General features: G+C 37.9%; 18 protein-coding genes and 1 other annotated feature. Of the genes, 16 read left to right on the top strand and 2 right to left on the bottom strand.

Annotated elements, in window-relative coordinates:
• Positions 1 to 121 precede the first annotated feature (121 nt).
• Together ACMGGO_RS22665 and asnB are read left to right on the top strand one after the other, a co-directional pair.
• The gene (locus ACMGGO_RS22665) at positions 122 to 1,453 is read left to right on the top strand and encodes a D-alanyl-D-alanine carboxypeptidase family protein (protein ID WP_281217521.1); all 1,332 of its coding nucleotides are present in this window, start codon (positions 122 to 124) and stop codon (positions 1,451 to 1,453) included.
• Between the two features lie 99 nt (positions 1,454 to 1,552).
• Positions 1,553 to 3,391, top strand: a complete 1,839-nt coding sequence (gene asnB / locus ACMGGO_RS22660; protein ID WP_066037873.1) for an asparagine synthase (glutamine-hydrolyzing) — start codon at positions 1,553 to 1,555, stop codon at positions 3,389 to 3,391.
• A 15-nt stretch (positions 3,392 to 3,406) separates the two neighbouring features.
• Here asnB and ACMGGO_RS22655 read toward each other — a convergent pair whose 3' ends face one another.
• Positions 3,407 to 4,825: a PLP-dependent aminotransferase family protein gene (locus tag ACMGGO_RS22655; protein WP_083225388.1), complete on the bottom strand. Its 1,419-nt coding sequence runs from the start codon at positions 4,823 to 4,825 to the stop codon at positions 3,407 to 3,409.
• A gap of 102 nt (positions 4,826 to 4,927) precedes the next feature.
• On the opposite strand from ACMGGO_RS22655, the gene pdxS reads away from it, so the two are divergent.
• The 6 genes from pdxS to ACMGGO_RS22625 all read left to right on the top strand — a co-directional run bounded on the left by pdxS (position 4,928) and on the right by ACMGGO_RS22625 (position 12,510).
• Positions 4,928 to 5,812, top strand: coding sequence for a pyridoxal 5'-phosphate synthase lyase subunit PdxS (pdxS, locus tag ACMGGO_RS22650; protein WP_420282279.1), 885 nt, complete (start codon positions 4,928 to 4,930; stop codon positions 5,810 to 5,812).
• A 1-nt stretch (position 5,813) separates the two neighbouring features.
• Complete coding sequence (gene pdxT / locus ACMGGO_RS22645; protein WP_420282278.1) at positions 5,814 to 6,377, top strand: pyridoxal 5'-phosphate synthase glutaminase subunit PdxT; 564 nt, start codon at positions 5,814 to 5,816, stop codon at positions 6,375 to 6,377.
• A gap of 49 nt (positions 6,378 to 6,426) precedes the next feature.
• Positions 6,427 to 6,646 (top strand) — a binding site (T-box leader).
• A gap of 75 nt (positions 6,647 to 6,721) precedes the next feature.
• Positions 6,722 to 8,002: a serine--tRNA ligase gene (gene serS / locus ACMGGO_RS22640; RefSeq protein ID WP_066037876.1), complete on the top strand. Its 1,281-nt coding sequence runs from the start codon at positions 6,722 to 6,724 to the stop codon at positions 8,000 to 8,002.
• Positions 8,003 to 8,143: 141 nt separating this feature from the next.
• Complete coding sequence (locus ACMGGO_RS22635) at positions 8,144 to 9,478, top strand: sigma 54-interacting transcriptional regulator (protein WP_054548498.1); 1,335 nt, start codon at positions 8,144 to 8,146, stop codon at positions 9,476 to 9,478.
• Between the two features lie 108 nt (positions 9,479 to 9,586).
• Complete coding sequence (brnQ, locus tag ACMGGO_RS22630) at positions 9,587 to 10,918, top strand: branched-chain amino acid transport system II carrier protein (RefSeq protein WP_054548497.1); 1,332 nt, start codon at positions 9,587 to 9,589, stop codon at positions 10,916 to 10,918.
• Complete coding sequence (locus ACMGGO_RS22625; protein ID WP_420282277.1) at positions 10,915 to 12,510, top strand: amidohydrolase; 1,596 nt, start codon at positions 10,915 to 10,917, stop codon at positions 12,508 to 12,510. The genes brnQ and ACMGGO_RS22625 overlap by 4 nt, the downstream gene beginning before the upstream one ends.
• A gap of 95 nt (positions 12,511 to 12,605) precedes the next feature.
• On the opposite strand, the gene tadA is transcribed toward ACMGGO_RS22625, so the two are convergent.
• Positions 12,606 to 13,121: a tRNA adenosine(34) deaminase TadA gene (gene tadA, locus ACMGGO_RS22620; RefSeq protein ID WP_081010911.1), complete on the bottom strand. Its 516-nt coding sequence runs from the start codon at positions 13,119 to 13,121 to the stop codon at positions 12,606 to 12,608.
• A gap of 223 nt (positions 13,122 to 13,344) precedes the next feature.
• Between tadA and ACMGGO_RS22615 the strand changes: the two genes are divergently transcribed.
• The 8 genes from ACMGGO_RS22615 to ACMGGO_RS22580 all read left to right on the top strand — a co-directional run bounded on the left by ACMGGO_RS22615 (position 13,345) and on the right by ACMGGO_RS22580 (position 19,903).
• Positions 13,345 to 13,680 (top strand): ArsR/SmtB family transcription factor, encoded by a 336-nt coding sequence (locus ACMGGO_RS22615; protein ID WP_004233978.1) that lies wholly within the window; start codon positions 13,345 to 13,347, stop codon positions 13,678 to 13,680.
• Positions 13,681 to 13,700: 20 nt separating this feature from the next.
• Positions 13,701 to 14,654 (top strand): cation diffusion facilitator family transporter, encoded by a 954-nt coding sequence (locus ACMGGO_RS22610; protein ID WP_066037878.1) that lies wholly within the window; start codon positions 13,701 to 13,703, stop codon positions 14,652 to 14,654.
• Positions 14,655 to 14,720: 66 nt separating this feature from the next.
• Positions 14,721 to 15,053, top strand: coding sequence for a metal-sensing transcriptional repressor (locus tag ACMGGO_RS22605; RefSeq protein WP_048390994.1), 333 nt, complete (start codon positions 14,721 to 14,723; stop codon positions 15,051 to 15,053).
• A 31-nt stretch (positions 15,054 to 15,084) separates the two neighbouring features.
• Positions 15,085 to 15,291 (top strand): copper chaperone CopZ, encoded by a 207-nt coding sequence (gene copZ / locus ACMGGO_RS22600; protein ID WP_036121975.1) that lies wholly within the window; start codon positions 15,085 to 15,087, stop codon positions 15,289 to 15,291.
• Positions 15,292 to 15,372: 81 nt separating this feature from the next.
• Positions 15,373 to 17,784 carry a heavy metal translocating P-type ATPase gene (locus ACMGGO_RS22595; protein ID WP_420282276.1) on the top strand — a complete coding sequence of 804 codons (2,412 nt, stop codon included), beginning with the start codon at positions 15,373 to 15,375 and terminating at the stop codon, positions 17,782 to 17,784.
• Between the two features lie 198 nt (positions 17,785 to 17,982).
• Entirely contained in the window at positions 17,983 to 18,618 is a 636-nt protein-coding gene (locus ACMGGO_RS22590; protein ID WP_004233969.1) for a deoxynucleoside kinase, read from the top strand.
• Entirely contained in the window at positions 18,618 to 19,286 is a 669-nt protein-coding gene (locus ACMGGO_RS22585; protein WP_004233968.1) for a deoxynucleoside kinase, read from the top strand. The genes ACMGGO_RS22590 and ACMGGO_RS22585 overlap by 1 nt, the downstream gene beginning before the upstream one ends.
• 77 nt (positions 19,287 to 19,363) lie before the next feature.
• Entirely contained in the window at positions 19,364 to 19,903 is a 540-nt protein-coding gene (locus ACMGGO_RS22580; RefSeq protein WP_369580771.1) for a TIGR00730 family Rossman fold protein, read from the top strand.
• The last annotated feature ends 35 nt before the right edge of the window (positions 19,904 to 19,938 follow it).

The raw sequence follows: 19,938 nt of genomic DNA, 5'->3' as shown, positions 1-19,938 counted from the left end.
TGCTTTCGCATCGTCTACAAAGATGGCGCGAGAGCATTTTTTTATGGTAGAGAGTCAACACGTTTGTTGTTATCTATGATAAAATGTCGAGGACAAGATTATTTTTTGGAGGGCTTTAAAGGTGAAAAAGAAAATGAACACCGTATTACGCTTACTCCTAATTCCTGTTTTATTATTTAGTATTTTTGCAGGTATTCCTGCAAAGGCAAATGCGGAAACAGATTTAGGATTAACAGTGGATGCTGCGATTTTAATTGATGCAGATTCAGGGAAAATTTTATTTGAACAAAATGCAGATACTTCACTAGGTATTGCAAGTATGACAAAGATGATGACTGAATACCTGTTATTGGACGCGATTGATGCAGGGAAAGTTAAATGGGATCAAGAATATCACGTAACAGATTATACGTATCGTATGTCTCAAAATCGTGCATTAAGTAATGTACCTTTACGTAGAGATGGCTCTTATACGATTCGTGAGTTATATGAGGCAATGGCAATCTATTCAGCAAATGCAGCAACCGTAGCTATTGCTGAAACGATCGCAGGTTCTGAAACTGAATTTTTAAAGTTAATGAATAAAAAAGCAGAAGAACTTGGTTTAGAGGGCTATAAATTTGTCAACTCTACTGGTCTTAATAATGCTGATTTATTTGGTATGCATCCATCAGGCACAGGCCCAGAAGATGAGAATGTGATGCCTGCAAAATCTGTAGCAAAATTAGCATATCATTTATTAAAAGATCACCCAAAGGTATTAGAAACATCTAAAATTGCAAAAAAGACATTCCGTGAAGGAACAGAAGATGCAATTAAAATGTCTAACTGGAACTTTATGTTACCGGGATTAGTGTATGAATATCAAGGTGTAGATGGATTAAAGACAGGTACAACAAACTTTGCAGGTCACTGCTTCACAGGTACTGCAGAGCGCAACGGTACTCGTTTGATTGCAGTTGTAATGAAAGCTGTTGATGCAAATGGACAAGGGTCCTATGAAGCTCGCTTTGATGCCACAGCGAAATTATTTAACTACGGCTTTTCACAATTCTCAAAGCAAGAAATTTTACCAGGGAACTATACATTCAAAGATCACAAAACAGTTAAAGTGACAAAAGGTAAAGAAGACAAAGTATCGATTGCAGTAAAAGAACCAATTTCATTTATGATTAAGTCTTCTGATAAAGACTTATATAAACCTACATTGGTTTTAGATAAAAAGAGTTTAGAGGCAGACGTTAAAAAAGACACTGTTGTAGGAAAGGTCGTTATTGAACGCACAGAAGGCACAGATTACGGCTTTATTGATGGCAAGGATATTTCATCCGATGTTGTCACAACAGAGGCTGTAGAGCGTGCTAGCGGTATCTCATTGTTCTTCCAAGGTGTAGGTAACTTCTTCGGTAATTTATGGGGAGGCATTACAGACTTTGTTGGTGGATTGTTTTAATATTTAAATACGAGCACATGAATGCACTTAAGCATTCATGTGCTTTTTCACATTTTTACACGCTATAGCATACGCTAATAGGCGAAAGGATGTGGCTAAATGTGTGGCATTACAGGCTGGGCTAGTTTTCAAAAGGACTTAAGAACAAGTGACACAATATTAAAATCGATGACGCAAACATTAAATAAGAGAGGGCCAGATGATGAAAATATTTGGTGTAGTGAGCATATTGCATTTGGCCATCGACGGTTGGCTGTTATTGATTTAATCGGTGGCAAACAGCCAATGAAAAAAATCCATGATGGTTTGAACTATGTCATTACATATAATGGCGAACTTTATAATACAGAGGAGCTACGTAAGGAACTTCAAAAAAGAGGGCACAGCTTTACAACACAATCGGATACTGAAGTACTATTAACTGCCTATATTGAATGGAAAGAGCAGTGTGTAGAATTTCTAAATGGTATTTTTGCCTTCGGTATTTGGGATGAGCAAACACAGTCTTTATTTTTGTGTCGAGACCGACTAGGCGTAAAACCCTTGTATTATACAGAGCAACAAGAAGGTGTACTTTTTGCATCTGAGGTGAAGGCTCTGCTAGCACACCCTACGGTTCAAGCATGTGTAAATGTTGAAGGGTTGGCAAGTATGATGGCTGTAGGACCTTCTAGAGCGCCAGGTAAAACCCTTTTTCAAAATATTGAAGAATTACGACCTGGCTATGCTATGCGATTCTCTAGAGAAGAAGGTTTAAGAAAGTGGCCGTATTGGCAACTACAAAGCCGTAGACATGAAGAAACATTAGGAGAAACAATTGAACATGTTGGTTTTTTGTTAACGGATGCTATAGAACGTCAGCTAGTTTCGGATGTACCCATTTGTACGTTTCTTTCAGGAGGACTAGATTCCAGTATTATTACAGGCATTGCAGCAAATAGATTCCAACAGCAAAACCATCAATTGCATACGTATTCTATTGATTATGAAGATAATGAGCGCTTCTTTAACCCACATTCTTTCCAGACCTCCACGGATACGTACTGGATTCAAAAAATGACAGAAACTTTCAAGACAGCTCACCACGCAGAGGAAATCACTCAGCAACAGTTAATTGATTTATTAGTGGAATCGGTCATTGTTCGTGATTCCCCAGGTATGGCAGATGTAGATTCTTCGTTATTATGGTTTTGTCGTGAAATAAAAAGGGAATTTACTGTAGCGCTATCAGGAGAGTGTGCAGATGAAATTTTTGGTGGTTATCCATGGTTTAAAGATAGGACTACTGGTTTCCCTTGGATCCGTTCATTGTCTGAAAGAAGTGCATTACTCCAAGAGAAGTGGAACAAAAAATTAAAAATTGAAGCCTATGCACAACAACTATATACACAAACAATAGCTGAAGTTCCTTTGCTAGATGGAGAAGGTCTAGCAGAGGCAAAGCATCGTGAAATGTCCTACTTAAATATGCTATGGTTTATGCAAACATTATTAGAGCGGAAGGATCGTATGAGTATGGGGGCAAGTTTAGAGGTACGTGTCCCTTTTGCAGATCATCGGCTTGTAGAATATGCCTGGAATATTCCGTGGGAAATGAAGAATTTAGATGGAATAGAAAAAGGATTACTTCGAAAATCAATGTCACATCTATTGCCGAATGAAGTGTTATATCGTAAAAAAAATCCTTATCCAAAAACATATCATCCTATCTATACAGCAGGAGTGCAAAAATGGTTGAAGGAAATTCTACATGATAAAAATTCAATTTTGCATGAACTATTTGAACGACAAAAGCTTGCGGAGTTAATTGAATCGGGAGGTAGCTCTTTTAAGGTTCCGTGGTATGGGCAATTAATGGCAGGTCCTCAGCTTTTAGCTTATCTAGGGCAAATTCATACTTGGTTTGAGCATTATCAAATTCAATTAATTGAGACTTAATTTAAAACGACCCATCTACGTAGATGGGTCATTTTTTTGTATACTCCAGCAATCCATCAACTGCTCAATGGATGATTCGATTGCTTGTACGGGAATCCCTCCAAAACCTAATAAAAATTGAGCTTGTGAAGATTCATAATGATCTAGTCTATAGGCTGATAATGGATAAATACCGATTTCTGCTTGAGAGGCGAGCTGTTGTAATTGTTTTTCTGAAAATGTGTGTTGAACCTCTAATAAAATATGCATACCCGCTTGTTCACCAGTAATGTTAATGGATGATGAATATTTTTCTAAAATAGAAGTTAGTTTATCATGTTTTTTACGATAAATTTTACGCATACGATTGAGATGCTTTGCAAAATGCCCATCACCCATAAAATTTGCTACAATATGCTGATCAAAACGAGGCACCGTTGATGAATAATAATTAAAGACATCGTTATAAGTAGCAAGTAGTTTAGGTGGAAGTACAAAATAAGCTACTCGCAAGGATGGCATTAAAGATTTAGTAAAAGTACTCATGTAAATAACTTTATCGTTTCGATCTAATGCATGTAGGGCAGGAATTGGTTTTCCAGCATAACGAAATTCCGAATCATAATCATCCTCAATAATATAACGAGAGGTGCTTTGTGCCGCCCAATTTAAAGCTTGTGCTCGTCTTGTAGCAGATAATACAGCCCCAGTTGGGAATTGATGTGAGGGTGTAATATACACAACATTAGCATTTGTTTCTTCAAGATCATGAATAATTATGCCCTCTTCATCAACTGCAATTGGATAAACTTTTCGTTTATGCTGCGAAAACATTCGATGGACGGCAGGGTATCCTGGGTTTTCTAATGCAAAGCTGGTGTCCTCACTAAAAAGACGGAGAATCATAGGGAGGAGCTGCTCCGTCCCTGAACCAATAACAATTTGTTCAGGGTGGCATACAACACCACGGGATTGATATAAATAATTAGCAATCTCTGTGCGTAAAGACAGTTCACCTTGTGGTTCCCCTGTTAATAATAGCTCCTTTGAGGTATCGTCAAAAAGCTCTTTTGCATACTTTCTCCATGTTTGAAATGGAAAAGCATCGATATCAATAGATCCTGGATTAAAATCGATTTTGTAAGACTTTTTCTTAGGATGTTCATTAATGGACGCCACAGTATCTTGTTGAATGTAGGGCAGTTCATCTATTTCTTCTACAAAATAGCCAATACGTGATTTGGACATAATATAGCCTTCAGCTAAAAGCTGAGCATAGGCAATTTCAATTGTTGTTTGGGAAATGTTTAAAAAATCAGCTAATTTTCTTTTTGAAGGCAGTTTTTCTCCTACAGTTATTTTTTTAGAAATAATAGCTTCTTTAATACCGTTATAAAGCTGATCATAAAGCGGTTTATCACTATCTCTTTCAAGCTGGAATAAAAGCATATCCATGATCTGGAACCTCCTGACCCTATAAATATTTTAAAAACTGGATATTTTGATATGGTCAATTTCTATTATACTAAACTTCATCATAAAGGTGGAGGTTAGAAAATGAAACAAACAGGTACAGAGCTAGTAAAGCGTGGAATGGCAGAAATGCAAAAAGGCGGCGTCATTATGGATGTCATTAATGCAGAGCAAGCAAAAATTGCAGAAGCTGCAGGTGCTGTAGCAGTTATGGCATTAGAAAGAGTACCTTCAGATATTCGGAAAGCAGGTGGCGTTGCACGCATGGCTGATCCTCGTATTGTTGAGGAAGTGATGGGGGCAGTAACTATTCCTGTGATGGCCAAAGCACGTATTGGTCATATTGTTGAAGCACGTGTCTTAGAAGCAATGGGTGTTGATTATATTGATGAAAGTGAAGTTTTAACACCAGCAGATGAAGAGTACCATTTATTAAAAAGTGAATACACAGTACCGTTTGTGTGTGGCTGTCGCGATTTAGGGGAAGCAGCCCGTCGTATCGGGGAAGGTGCCTCGATGTTACGAACTAAAGGTGAACCAGGTACAGGGAATATTGTGGAGGCCGTTCGCCATATTCGTAAAGTAAATGCACAGGTTCGTAAAGTCGTAGGAATGACAGAGGATGAATTAATGACAGAGGCGAAATTACTAGGAGCTCCTTTCGAGTTATTAAGAGAAATTAAACGTATTGGTCGTTTACCAGTAGTAAACTTCGCAGCAGGAGGAGTGGCAACGCCTGCTGATGTAGCCTTAATGATGGAACTTGGAGCTGATGGCGTTTTCGTTGGTTCAGGTATTTTTAAATCTGAGAACCCTGAAAAATTTGCACGTGCCATTGTAGAGGCGACTACTCATTATAAAGACTATAAGCTTATTGCGGAAATATCAAAAGAGCTCGGAGTGCCCATGAAGGGGATTGATATTGCACAGCTTGGACACAACGAGCGTATGCAAGAGCGAGGTTGGTAGCATGAAGCGAATTGGTGTATTAGCATTACAAGGAGCAGTTCGTGAGCATATACAAATGTTAGAAGCTCTTGGTTGTGAAGCAATTCAAGTAAAACAAAGAAAGGATTTAGGAAACCTAGATGGACTTGTGTTACCAGGTGGAGAAAGCACAACAATGAGAAAATTGCTGGATCGATTTGATCTGCTAGAGCCAATTCGTGGACTTGCACAGCAAGGATTACCGATGCTTGGTACATGTGCGGGATTAATTTTATTAGCCAAGGATCTAATTGAAGATGAACCACATTTGGCTGTGATGGACGTGACTGTAGCAAGAAACTCATATGGACGTCAGGTGGATAGCTTCGAAGTACAACTAGATATTCCTAAAGTAGGTGTAGGGATTCCAGCAGTATTTATTCGTGCACCTCATATTGAAGCGGTAGGTAAAGGTGTTGAAATTCTTGCACAACATGAAGGGAAAATAATCTTGGCACAAGATGGCCATTTATTGGGTTGTTCGTTTCATCCCGAATTAACAGAGGATACACGAATTCTTAAATATTTTGTAACCTCTATGGTATGACTTGCAAAATTTGTTTTCATATAGTACAGTATGGTTAAATTTTAAATAACTGAACACGATGATGGGAAGTAGTAGCAAGCACGTTTTTTTTAGAGAGTCAGCGGTTGGTGGAAGCTGATAAAAGCACTTGTGAATCCGTCCTGGAGTTGCACAGTCGAAGTGAATGAAGTAGGCTGTAGCCGGCTGAAATGCCGTTATGAAATAAGTGGATTAGGCAGAAATATGTCTAGTCAATTAGGGTGGCAACGCGGGTAGCTCTCGTCCCTTTTTAGGGATGAGGGCTTTTTTGTGTTCATTTCGCTGCAACGATTTTCCATCATGAAGAAACTATTGGAGGTATGAAGATGTTAGATATTAAACGCGTCCGTGAGAATTTCACGGAAATTAAAGAGATGTTATTAACACGTAATGAAGACTTGGGAAACTTAGATGACTTTGAAGACTTAGATGCAAAACGTCGTGAATTGATTGCCAAAACAGAAGAATTAAAAGCAGAACGCAATAAAGTGTCTGAACAAATCTCAGTTATGAAACGCAACAAAGAAAATGCTGATGAAGTCATTGCTCGTATGCGTCAGGTTGGCGATGAAATTAAAGAATTAGATGTACAATTAAATAATGTTGAAGAACGCTTTAAAGATATGATGATGCGTTTACCAAACATCCCACATGAATCTGTACCAGTAGGCACAACAGAGGACGACAATGTTGAAGAATATACGTGGGGTGAAATTCCGACATTTGATTTTGATATTAAAGCACACTGGGACCTTGCTACGGATTTAAAAATTGTAGACTTTGAACGTGGCGCGAAAGTAACAGGTAGCCGTTTCTTATTCTATCGTGGTCTTGGTGCTCGTTTAGAACGAGCATTAATGACATTCATGATGGATTTACATGCAGAGGAGCATGGTTACGAGGAAATGCTACCACCTGTCATTGTTAATCGAGATAGCCTAACAGGTACAGGGCAACTTCCGAAATTTGAGGAAGATGTATTCAAATTAGAGGAAACAGATTATTTTATGATTCCAACTGCAGAAGTACCAGTAACGAACTTCTATCGAGATGAGATTTTACCGGCTGAAGCTTTACCACAAGGCTTTGCAGCGTATAGTGCTTGCTTCCGTTCAGAAGCGGGATCTGCAGGTCGTGATACACGTGGTTTAATTCGTCAACACCAGTTCAATAAAGTAGAATTAGTACGTTTTGTAAAACCAGAGGAGTCATACGAACAATTAGAGCTATTAACAAGTCATGCAGAAAAAGTATTACAATTACTAGGCTTACCATATCGTAAGTTAAAAATGTGTACAGCTGATTTAGGTTTTACTGCAGCGAAAAAATATGATTTAGAAGTTTGGATTCCTGCACAAAACATGTACCGTGAAATTTCTTCTTGCTCTAACTTTGAGGATTTCCAGGCACGACGAGCAAATATCCGCTTCCGTCGTGAGCCAAATGCAAAACCAGAATATGTGCATACATTAAACGGCTCAGGTCTTGCCATTGGCCGTACAGTTGCTGCTCTTCTAGAAAACTACCAACAAGCTGATGGCAGCGTAGTAATTCCTGAAGTTTTAAGACCTTATATGGGCGGTAAAGAAATAATCGCACCAAAATAAACGACAGATAAAGCTATTTTAGACAATTCCTTTATGGATGTTCTAAAATAGCTTTTTTGTGTTGCTAAAATTGAAATCTCTCATAATTTTTGAAAATTCGTTATAATGGGTAATATTCATGGGGACAAGGGGGAGAAATTCATGGAATTGCAACAATTTGCACAGGCTTTCAGTGAATTTGATAATGTTTTAATTACAGATGATAAAGGCTGTGCAATCTTTTATGATTTAGCAGATTTAAATATATTATTGGAAATCGGCTTAACACCAGATGAATTTTTTCACAGCACAGTGACTGATAATTATCAAAATTTATCACCTGAGACAAGTACTGTTTTTCAAGTCATACAAACAGGGCAGCCAGTTTTATACTATGAACAACAACTGACAACATTGAACGGTTTTAGTTATTTATCACTGAGTTCGACCTATCCCATTATGGAGCATGGAAAAGCCATTGGTGCCATTGAATTTTCAAAACATTTTTATGAAACTAAGCAAATTAAATACTTAGACAATTTCCTGGGACATAAATTATATCGAGATAATCATACAACCTATCGTTTAGAGGATTACATTACAACAAACGCCGAAATGAAAACTCAACTTGAAAAGGCACGTCGTAGTGCTCAAAAAAGTGCACCAGTTTTACTAACTGGGGAAACTGGAACTGGGAAAGATATAATCGCACAAGGCATACACAATGAAAGTGAACGCTATACAAAGCCGTTTATTACTTTGAACTGCTCAACATTAACAGAGGATAATATATTTACTCAGCTATACGGCTCGGACAATGAAGCAAAAAGTGGAAAGTTACAGGAGGCTAATGGAGGGACGCTACTCATTGACCACCTTAATTTATTGGATATATCTTTGCAGGCGAAACTTTTACATGCGGTAGATATAAAAGTGTTAAATGGTGAGCCCTTGGATATACGGTATATTACTACTGTCAATGAAGATGTGGACAAACTATTAGCTGAAAAAAGGCTACGCGAGGACTTATTTTATCGCTTAAATGTTCTTCAAATTGATTTGCCACCGCTAAGATTAAGGAAGGAAGATATTCCACTTATCCTTGATTTTTATATACAATTTTACAATGAACATACACTACAGAAAAATGTAAGCTATTGTAATGAAGTAATTCAGTTATTTTATGCCTATCATTGGCCGGGGAATGTGCGTGAACTAAAAAATGCCCTTGAATCGGCATATAATAATTTGCTTGGGGATGAAATACTTGTTGAACATGTTCCAGAGAGGATTAAAAAAAATGTTCAACATTCAACTCAATCGATCATGCAAAACAACCAATCTGGACATTTACGAGATTTAACGGAAGCCTACGAGCGTCTAATTATAGCGGAAAAGTTGCGTGAAACTGATGGACGATTAGCGGAAACAGCTAGACGTTTAGGTATATCTCGTCAATTACTAAAATATAAGTGTTTAAAATATGAATTGTTGTAAAAAAAATTTTACAAAAAGGGGATAAAAATTTATCTCCTTTTTTCGTGTTATTAAATTTTTTATTATTTAGATAAATCTTCTGTAAACGATTATAAAGGGGTTGAGGATATGTCTAAAGTTGTGCAGCATACGATAATCGTGGGGCTAGCCTTATTTGCTATATTTTTTGGTGCTGGGAATTTAATATTTCCGCCTTCCATAGGAAATAGTGCAGGGGAATCATGGATCTCCGCTCTGATGGGCTTTAGCTTAACGGGTGTTATTTTACCTGTGCTTGCGGTGTATGCAATTTATAATACTGGGGGAACTGTGGAAGCGCTCACAAGACCAATCGGAAATTGGTTTTATAAAGCCTTTAATACGGTCATGATGGTTTGTATTGGGATGGTTGTCACAATACCGAGGATGTCAGCGACAACTCATGAATTAGGAGTATCACAAATTATTCCGAACGTACCTTTAATTGTGTCAGTATTAGCATTTTTCGCGATTTGCTTTTACTTTGCGATGGACCAATCAAATGTGATCGATAAGATTGGAAAATGGTTGACGCCTGTTCTTGTTCTTATACTTATTATCCTCATTGGTAAAGGGGTATTAGACCCAATAGGAGCGGCAATTAATACAGGAGCAGAAAGGGTTTTTGCCAACTCCATAATAGCAGCCTATCAAACAGGAGATGTGGGAACAGGTATTCTTTGTGCGCCAATCTTTTTAGCAGCAATAGTGGGCTATGGCTATAAAGGGAAACAATCTAAAAAGGTCGCGCTTGGTGGAATGGCTATTGCTGCAATAGGGTTAATTGCAGTATATGGTGGCCTGCTCTATTTAGGGGCTACAAGTAGTGGCATCATCACAAATCCTGGCAGTGATACAGAACTATTAGCGGGCATTGCCTTTAGTGTCATTGGTAATTTGGGTAAAGCGTTACTAGCTATATGTGTTGTTTTTGCCTGCTTAACATCAGCGATTGGTGTCATGGTCATATCCTCACAGTTTTTAAATGAACTAACAAAAGAGAAGCTTGGCTATAGAACGTGGGTCTTTATTATGTGTGTAGTAGGCGCAACTATTGGCTCCTTAGGTGTAGGTGCCATCGTCGAAATTACATTGCCGATTTTCTTGGTAATTTATCCAGTCATTATTGTACTTGTGCTACTGGGAGCCTTTGATCGTTTTGTCCCAAATGCAGGAGCCTATAAAGGAACTGTGCTATTTGCATTTCTAGTAAGCGTCGTTGAAACATTTGCTAGCTATGAAATTACGATACCTGGTGTGACACAGTTGGTCATGCATTTACCATTGCAGTCTAGTGGATTTGCTTGGATTATGCCATCTATTGTTGGCTTTATTATCGGTACTATTTTGCATAAGGTGCTGAAAGCAGAAGATCCTGAAAAATCTACTTTTGGTATAGAAGAAATAGGAGTTGAAAAATGATGCAAATTATTTGTAACGCAAAGATATATACAGCAGATACTATTCAGCCATCTGCAACTGCTATGGTAATCGAAGGAAGAAAGATACTTTGGATTGGACAACAGGAAGATTTACCCCCCTATCAGGGAGAAATAATAGATTTACAAGGAAAGGTCATTATTCCTGGGATTATTGACGCTCATATGCATCCGATTATGTTAGCGGATGTTATGGAACAAGTGGCTTGTTTACCTCCATATATTTATTCTATTGAGGATATAATTAATGCATTAGCAAACTATGATGCAAGTCAGCGGGGATGGCTATTAGGCTGGGGCTATGATGAAGGGAAACTAAAGGAAAAAAGAGCGCCTTTAAAAGAGGACTTAGACCGTGCCTCTACAGAGTTACCTGTCATTGTTATGCGTACATGTGGTCATATTATATCGGTTAATAGTAAAGCATTAGCAATCGCAGGTATTACGAAGGATACGCTTGATCCACAGGGTGGACAAATCGATCGGGATGAAAATGGAGAACCTACAGGCGTACTGCGTGAAAATGCACGTAATCTAGTACTACAGCATTTACCTACACCATCTGAAGAAGAGATTGTCAAAAGGCTTCTAAAGCTATCACAAACTTTGGCATCCTATGGTGTAACAAGTATTACAGAATTAATGGCCACGGTAGCACCAATTGATTATTTAGGCCTGTATCGTAAAGCCCGAGAAAAAGGTTTTAAGCAACGCGTAGCAGTTTATTATATCTGGGAAGATATTCAACGATATGAGCTGTTGACAGCAAATACTATTGATCGTTCTGCAGGAGCCTATATCGGAGGCATTAAGCTATTTTCGGATGGCAGTGTTTCAGGCCGTACAGCACTTGTTTCTGAGCCACTTTTGGGAAGTGATGAAAAAGGCATAGCGATGACTTCGAAAGAGGAGCTGCTAGCGGCTGCTGCGGTAGCAAAAGAATATGGTATTCAATTAGTGGTTCATGCAATGGGGGACAGAGCCATTGATCTAATTGTCGACACATTTTATGAGGAAAAGGCTTGGTTAACAGATGCACCGTCTGTTCGTATTGAGCATGCAGCCATGCCATCTAAAAGTGCCTTGCAAAAAGCTGCTGAATGGGGGATAGGCTTTGTGCCACAACCCATCTTCTTATTTTGTGAAATTGAGAGTTATTTAGAGAATCTAGGGCTAGAAAAAACACAGACATTATATGGTGTACAAACATTTCTCAAGAGGGGGATTGCGACAGCGCTCTCTTCAGATGCGCCTGCTACATCATGGGCAGAAGCGGCTAATCCCTTTGTTACGATACAAGCAGCTGTTACACGAACAGCCTATGATGGAACAGATTTAGGTACCGCAGAAAAAATCTCTGTAGAGGAGGCATTACAGCTATACACAGCTGATGCCAAGACGATGATTCGTATGGAGAACGTTGGTCAGTTAAAAGAGGGCTATGAAGCTAATTTTGTTGTACTAACAGACGATTTGCTGACGCTTTCACATAACCAGCTTATGCATGTAAAACCATTCGCTACATATATCGAAGGAGAATGTGTTTTTACACAATCCACTATTCAAGCTCAATAAATTAGTTATGAAGATGGTCGCTGCTACGACATATTTCATATATATCGCCATTCCCTTAAATATTAAAGAAGGTGTCTCATTAGGAGGCACCTTCTTTAAAGACCATTTACATCGTTGGAAGCTAATCGTGCTTTTTTCTCAGCTTTTTTACGGTCTCGTAATGCCTTAAAAAAGTCTGTTAAAATTTGACCACATTCCTCGGCTAAAATCCCTTCTGTTACATCACATTCATGATTAAAGCGTTCATCATTTAATAAATGGTAAAGAGAATCTACACAGCCAGCTTTTTGATCTCTTGCCCCATAAACAACTCGGGGTACACGTGATTGGAGAATGGCTCCTGCACACATTGGACAAGGCTCCAATGTAACATAAAGAGTAGTATCCTCCAGTCGCCAACTCCCTATTTTTTTGCAGGCTTCTTGAATCACTAACAGCTCCGCATGTGTTGTTGCATTTTGCGTTGTTTCTCTTAAATTATGCGCACGTGCAATGATTTTTCCTTCATAAACAAGTACTGCACCAATTGGTACTTCCCCAAGTAATGCAGCCTGTTGAGCTTCCTCTAATGCTTGTTTCATAAATAAACGATCTGCGTCAAAAATATCCACTCATATCTCTCCTTAACAGTAGTGTAGCGTGCTGAATTGGTAATTGCTACTTTTAACTTCTTTTCGGATGTTATATTCATCTAAAATCATTGCAGCCATGCGTAAGCGATTGATATGTAATATGTCGAAGCATAAATACTTGTTGACATTCCTTATATATCCATATATATTTATATATGAACACATGGTCATATATAAATATTGAAGAATGGGGTAAACTTCTATGGATGAAAAATTAAACAGTTCAGAAATGCAAAAAAATATTGATCAGCATTTAGATGAAGAGACATTATTTGTAGTATCTCAGACTTTTAAAGCCTTGAGTGATCCAACACGAATTCGTATTTTAAACTTACTTTGTTCAGATGAACATTCTGTTAATGATATTGCAGAAATTTTAGATTTAGGCCAATCAACCGTTTCCCACCAATTACGCTTTCTTAAAAATTTAAGATTGGTGAAATTTAGGAGAGAAGGAACAACCATATATTATTCTAAGGACGATGATCACATTATGAATTTATTGAAGCAGGCTATTGAGCATGCGGCTCATAACTAAAATGAAATGGGGGAATAACAATGGGACATCAACACGACCATGGCCATGATCATACACATGGTGCAAATAAAAAGGTATTATTACTGTCGTTTATTATTATTACAGGGTATATGGTAGTGGAAGCCATTGGTGGCTTTTTAACAAATAGTTTGGCTCTTTTATCAGATGCAGGGCATATGTTAAGCGACTCTATCTCTTTAGGCATAGCAATGTTAGCTTTTATGTTTGGGGAAAAAGCTGCAAGCTATAGTAAGACATACGGCTATAAACGATTTGAGATTCTAGCTGCAGTATTGAATGGCATTACATTAATAGGAATCGCATTATTTATTTTCTATGAAGCAATTGAACGATTTACAAACCCACCAGAAGTAGCTACAACTGGAATGCTTATAATTAGTATAATTGGTTTGTTCGTAAACATTTTAGTTGCCTGGATTATGATGCGTGGAAGTGATACAAAGGATAATTTAAATATGCGCGGAGCATTTTTACATGTACTAAGTGATATGCTAGGGTCTGTAGGAGCTATTGTTGCGGCACTATTAATTATGTTTTTTGGCTGGGGCTGGGCAGATCCTCTTGCAAGCGTTATTGTTGCATTATTGGTCGTACGAAGTGGCTACCATGTCACAAAAGCCTCCATTCATGTCTTAATGGAGGGGACACCTTCAAATGTAGATGTTCAGGAGATTATTCAGTTAATAGAGCAGACTGATGGAATAGAAAGTATCCACGATTTACACATCTGGACAATTACTAGTGGAACGAATGCATTATCCTGTCATGCGGTTGTAAATGATCAATTGAAAATAGCTGAGAGTGAGCATATCTTGCGGAAAATTGAACATAATCTTCAACATAAGGACATTAAGCATGTATCAATTCAATTAGAAACATCCTTACATCGACATGATAATTCTATTTTATGTAAATTAGAAAATGACCATGAACATCATCACGATGAAAAATAAAATTTTTTATGACTTGCATACCCTTCTTGGGTATAGTATGATAATTACAAATAGGAGGTGTAGTGAATGGAGGAGACAGTAAAAGAAGAAGCTTGTCATACAGAGGAAGCTACGTCTTGCCGAAAAAGTCATCACCCTGAGCGTGTGAAAAAGGATTTAACAACTCGCTTAAATCGAATTGAAGGTCAGATTCGAGGTATTAAGGGAATGATTGATAAAGACGTTTACTGTGATGATATTATTACGCAACTATCTGCTACACAATCTGCATTAAATAGTGTGGCAAAAATATTATTAGAAGGTCATTTAAAGGGCTGTGTTGTGGATCGTCTATCAGAGGGCGATGAAGCAGTATTAGATGAGTTAGTAATAACGATTCAAAAGTTAATGAAAAAATAGATTGAAAACATACAAAAGGAGAGATTTTATTATGCAAAACGTAACATTAAACGTACAAGGAATGTCATGTGGTCATTGTGTAAACGCGGTTGAAAAAAACGTTGGTGCTTTAGCTGGTGTTGAACAAGTAAAAGTAAATTTAGCAGAAGGTTTAGTTGATGTTGCATTTGACGATGCACAAGTATCACTTGATCAAATTAAAGAGACAATTGATGATCAAGGCTATGAAGTAAAATAAAATTTGTAGAGTGCTTCTGTGGCACTCTCTTATTTTCAAAAATATATACCCCTAGTTGGTATAAGGAGAGGTGAAAGGTAAATGAGTTCTGATCATAAGGAAGCTAATTTGCAAATTACAGGGATGACATGTGCGGCCTGTGCCACTCGAATAGAAAAAGGGTTAAATAAAATGGATGGTGTAGAACATGCAACAGTAAATTTAGCACTTGAAAAATCATCTATTAAATATGACCCAACTAAACTAAGTGAAGCAGATTTTGAAAAGAAAATAGAAGCACTTGGCTATGGTGTTGTTAAACAAAAAGCTGAACTTGATATTACAGGTATGACATGTGCAGCCTGTGCGACTCGCATTGAAAAAGGGTTAAATAAACTAAGTGGTATTTCCTCTGCTAATGTCAACTTAGCACTGGAAAAAGCGATGATTGAGTTTAATCCTTCGGAAGTATCCATCGCAGATATCATTACAAAAGTTGAGAAGCTAGGCTATGGGGCACATCAAAAGGCAGATGAGCGGGAAACAGTGGATCATCGTGAAAAAGCTATCAAACAGCAACAACATAAATTTATTTTATCGGCAATACTTTCTTTACCACTGCTTTGGACGATGGTTGGTCATTTTTCCTTTACGTCATTTTTATATGTTCCAGAATTTCTAATGAATCCATGGGTCCAAATGGTATTGGCTACGCCAGTGCAATTTATTATTGGTAAACAATTTTATGTAGGGGCATATAAAGCATTACGCAATGGTAGTGCAAATATGGATGTGCTTGTTGTGATGGGGACATCAGCGGCCTATTTCTATAGTGTCTATCAAGCGATTGTAACGATAGGATCACATCATGGTCCACATCTTTATTTTGAAACGAGTGCTGTATTAATTACACTTATTTTATTAGGTAAATTATTTGAGGCAAAGGCAAAAGGACGCTCATCTGAAGCCATAAAAAAACTAATGGGACTTCAGGCAAAGACAGCAATCGTTGTACGTGACGGTATAGAAAAGGAGGTCCCATTAGAAGAAGTTATCATTGGCGATGTTATTTTAGTGAAACCAGGTGAAAAAATTCCTGTAGATGGTGAGGTAATAGAGGGGACAACAGCTGTTGATGAATCGATGCTAACAGGAGAAAGTCTACCAGTTGATAAAAAGCAAGGTGATCTATTATTTGGCTCAACTATTAACAAAAATGGTTTTATTAAAATGACTGCAACAAAGGTTGGACGTGATACAGCATTAGCACAAATTATTAAAGTGGTCGAAGATGCTCAAGGATCGAAAGCACCTATTCAACGTTTAGCAGATCAGATTTCAGGGATTTTCGTACCTATTGTTGTTGGCATAGCCATTGTAACCTTTTTAATTTGGATTATTTGGGTCCGTCCAGGGGAATTTACACCTGCTTTAGAGGTATTAATCGCAGTTCTTGTCATTGCTTGTCCATGTGCACTTGGGTTAGCAACACCAACTTCAATAATGGCAGGCTCTGGACGTGCAGCTGAGTTTGGTATTTTATTTAAAGGTGGAGAACATTTAGAGCAAACACAAGGCATAGATACAGTTGTTGTAGATAAAACAGGAACAGTGACACATGGTAAACCTGAGCTTACAGATGTTCTGTTAGCGCCAGAGCAAGATGAAGCACGTTTTTTATCCTTAATCGGGGCAGCAGAGAAGCAGTCAGAGCATCCACTAGCAGAAGCCATTGTTCAAGGCATAGAAAAACGCGGCATAGCTTTAGGTGACGTTCAGTTCTTTGAAGCAATACCGGGTTATGGTGTGCAGGCAAATGTCTCAGGTCAAGGTGTTATCATTGGCACACGTAAATTAATGCAACAATATGATATTCGTATTAATGATATTTTACCAACAATGGAGCAACTAGAACGAAATGGTAAGACAGCCATGTTAGCAGCCATCAATGGGCAATATGCAGGTTTAGTAGCTGTGGCTGATACCGTGAAAGATACATCAAAAGAAGCTATTCGTCGTTTACAGGATATGGGTATTACGGTCATCATGATGACTGGTGATAACGAGCGTACTGCTCAAGCAATTGGAACAGAGGTAGGCGTGAATCATGTTATTGCAGAAGTCTTACCAGAAGGTAAAGCTGATGAAGTGAAAAAACTTCAAGCTCAAGGTAAAAAAGTAGCGATGGTTGGTGATGGTATTAATGACGCACCTGCCTTAGCAACAGCGAATATTGGGATGGCAATTGGTACAGGGACAGATGTGGCAATGGAAGCTGCAGATATTACGCTTATTCGTGGAGATTTAAATAGTATCGCGGATGCCATTCTAATGAGTAGAAAAACAATGCGTAATATTAAACAAAATCTATTTTGGGCATTTGCTTATAATACATTAGGTATTCCAATTGCTGCACTCGGTCTGCTTGCTCCATGGGTAGCAGGCGCAGCGATGGCCTTTAGTTCAGTTTCGGTCGTATTAAATGCACTTCGTTTACAACGAGTGAAATTATAAATAAGTATAAAGGCATCGGGAAGTAGATTCTCGATGTCTTTTTTCTATGTCATCATGAGAAGAATATCCCAGGTAAATTTACTAGAACAATAGGTTGATTCTGTTTTTCATTTTCCTACTATGATAAAATGAAAGGTACTGATTCATTTTATGTAGGACACAATGATCGAATCCATAGAACAAAAGGAGGAGCTTCTGGTGACGGTTCCATTTGTTACGGTAGAAGGTCCGATTGGTGTTGGTAAAACCTCTTTATCGAAAGAGATAGCAGCGACATTTAATTACCATCTATTAAAAGAAATTGTAGACGAAAACCCTTTTTTAAATAAGTTTTATGAAAACATTGAGGAGTGGAGTTTCCAAACGGAAATGTTCTTCCTCTGTAATCGCTATAAGCAACTAACCGATATTAAAAAATTTCGTTTAGCACATGCCAAACCTGTTGTAGCAGACTATCATATTTTTAAAAATTTAATATTTGCGAAGCGTACATTGGCACCAACTGAATACGAGAAGTATGAAGAGATCTATAGAATTTTAACGAAAGACATGCCTGTTCCAAATGTAGTGGTTTATTTACATGCCAGCGTTGAGACATTAATGAAGCGTATCGCCATGCGAGGGCGAGAGTTTGAAAAGATGATTTCACGTGATTACATGGAGCAGCTTGTGGCTGACTATCATTCTTTTATCGAGCATTTTGAGAGCATGCATCCCGAAATTCCAGTTATCCGATTTAATGGAGATCAACTTGATTTTGTAAAAAATCCCAATGATTTAAATCATGTTTTAAAAATAATTAAAGATACGTTACAACAAAGGAGTTTGCAATAATGAATTTAAGAGAGAAGTACGATATTCCACCACAAACGGTTATTACGATTGCAGGTACTGTTGGGGTAGGAAAATCGACGATGACAAAGGCTTTAGCAGAGGCACTGAACTTTCGTACCTCGTTCGAGAAAGTAGACACAAATCCATACCTTGATAAATTTTATGAGGACTTTGAAAAATGGAGCTTTCATTTACAGGTCTACTTTTTAGCAGAGCGTTTTAAAGAACAGAAGCGTATTTTTGAATATGGTGGAGGATTTGTACAAGATCGTTCTATTTATGAGGATACTGGCATTTTTGCTAAGATGCATTATGATAAAGGAACAATGAGCCCAACAGATTATGAGACTTATACAAATTTGTTTGATGCAATGGTGATGACACCTTATTTCCCACATCCAGATTTGCTTGTCTATCTTGAAGGACCTATTGATGCAGTTATTGGGCGTATTCAAGAGCGAGGACGTACAATGGAGCAACAAACACCGAATGATTATTGGATAGAAATGCATGAACGCTATGAAAATTGGATAAATAATTTTAATTCTTGTCCAGTTCTACGTTTAGATATTAATGATTATGATTTATTAAAAAATCCTGATGCCATTGAATCAATTGTAAGCCGTATCAGTCATATGCTAAAACAAACAAGCCATTTACGAAAATAAAAGTAAAATAAATGACCAAAAAACGTGAGACAATATATAGCCGATTGTTTCACGTTTTTTGAATAGGAGGGATTATTATAAGAATCGCAGTGTATTGCGGATCCGGTTTGGGTAAAAGTCCTATTTATGCAGAGAAAGCTGCTGAGCTTGGTACAGCACTGGCAAAAAACGGTCACGGGGTTGTCTATGGTGGTTCTAAAACAGGCCTAATGGGGAAGGTAGCCGATGCTGTTTTAGCAGCTGGAGGAGAAGTGATTGGTGTGATGCCAACACATTTACAAAAGCGTGAATTGGCCCATGCCTCATTAACAGAAATTCATATTGTAGACTCTATGCATATTCGTAAAGCTAAAATGGCCGAGTTAGCCGATGCTTTTATTGCTCTGCCAGGTGGCGCAGGGACTTTAGATGAATATTTTGAGGTATTTACTTGGGCTCAGATTGGCCTTCATACAAAACCTGTCATTTTATATAATGTCCATGGATTCTATGATGCACTTCTACAGCATTTTAAAACAATGCTAGAGGAAGGCTTTATACGTGCAGAGCAAAAGAAGTTCTTACGTGTAGCGGCTACCTCTGAAGGGATTTTACGTTTATTAAAAAAACATGGATGAACATTCTCCATGTTTTTTATCTTGATGCAGCAGGT

Source organism: Lysinibacillus sp. BNK-21, assembly GCF_048684915.1.
Taxonomy (GTDB): domain Bacteria; phylum Bacillota; class Bacilli; order Bacillales_A; family Planococcaceae; genus Lysinibacillus; species Lysinibacillus capsici.
The sequence above is the reverse complement of the archived record's forward strand: the minus strand, read 5'-3'. Positions and strand labels throughout refer to the sequence as shown.

What these genes read in the sequence shown, in the direction of transcription:
- copZ (WP_036121975.1), top strand. Translation starts at nt 15,085, where the DNA reads ATGCAAAACGTAACATTAAACGTACAAGGAATGTCATGTGGTCATTGT.
- ACMGGO_RS22655 (WP_083225388.1), bottom strand. Translation starts at nt 4,825, where the DNA reads ATGGATATGCTTTTATTCCAGCTTGAAAGAGATAGTGATAAACCGCTT.
- serS (WP_066037876.1), top strand. Translation starts at nt 6,722, where the DNA reads ATGTTAGATATTAAACGCGTCCGTGAGAATTTCACGGAAATTAAAGAG.
- ACMGGO_RS22585 (WP_004233968.1), top strand. Translation starts at nt 18,618, where the DNA reads ATGAATTTAAGAGAGAAGTACGATATTCCACCACAAACGGTTATTACG.
- pdxS (WP_420282279.1), top strand. Translation starts at nt 4,928, where the DNA reads ATGAAACAAACAGGTACAGAGCTAGTAAAGCGTGGAATGGCAGAAATG.
- asnB (WP_066037873.1), top strand. Translation starts at nt 1,553, where the DNA reads ATGTGTGGCATTACAGGCTGGGCTAGTTTTCAAAAGGACTTAAGAACA.
- ACMGGO_RS22595 (WP_420282276.1), top strand. Translation starts at nt 15,373, where the DNA reads ATGAGTTCTGATCATAAGGAAGCTAATTTGCAAATTACAGGGATGACA.
- ACMGGO_RS22625 (WP_420282277.1), top strand. Translation starts at nt 10,915, where the DNA reads ATGATGCAAATTATTTGTAACGCAAAGATATATACAGCAGATACTATT.
- ACMGGO_RS22610 (WP_066037878.1), top strand. Translation starts at nt 13,701, where the DNA reads ATGGGACATCAACACGACCATGGCCATGATCATACACATGGTGCAAAT.
- pdxT (WP_420282278.1), top strand. Translation starts at nt 5,814, where the DNA reads ATGAAGCGAATTGGTGTATTAGCATTACAAGGAGCAGTTCGTGAGCAT.
- ACMGGO_RS22635 (WP_054548498.1), top strand. Translation starts at nt 8,144, where the DNA reads ATGGAATTGCAACAATTTGCACAGGCTTTCAGTGAATTTGATAATGTT.
- ACMGGO_RS22605 (WP_048390994.1), top strand. Translation starts at nt 14,721, where the DNA reads ATGGAGGAGACAGTAAAAGAAGAAGCTTGTCATACAGAGGAAGCTACG.
- ACMGGO_RS22615 (WP_004233978.1), top strand. Translation starts at nt 13,345, where the DNA reads ATGGATGAAAAATTAAACAGTTCAGAAATGCAAAAAAATATTGATCAG.
- brnQ (WP_054548497.1), top strand. Translation starts at nt 9,587, where the DNA reads ATGTCTAAAGTTGTGCAGCATACGATAATCGTGGGGCTAGCCTTATTT.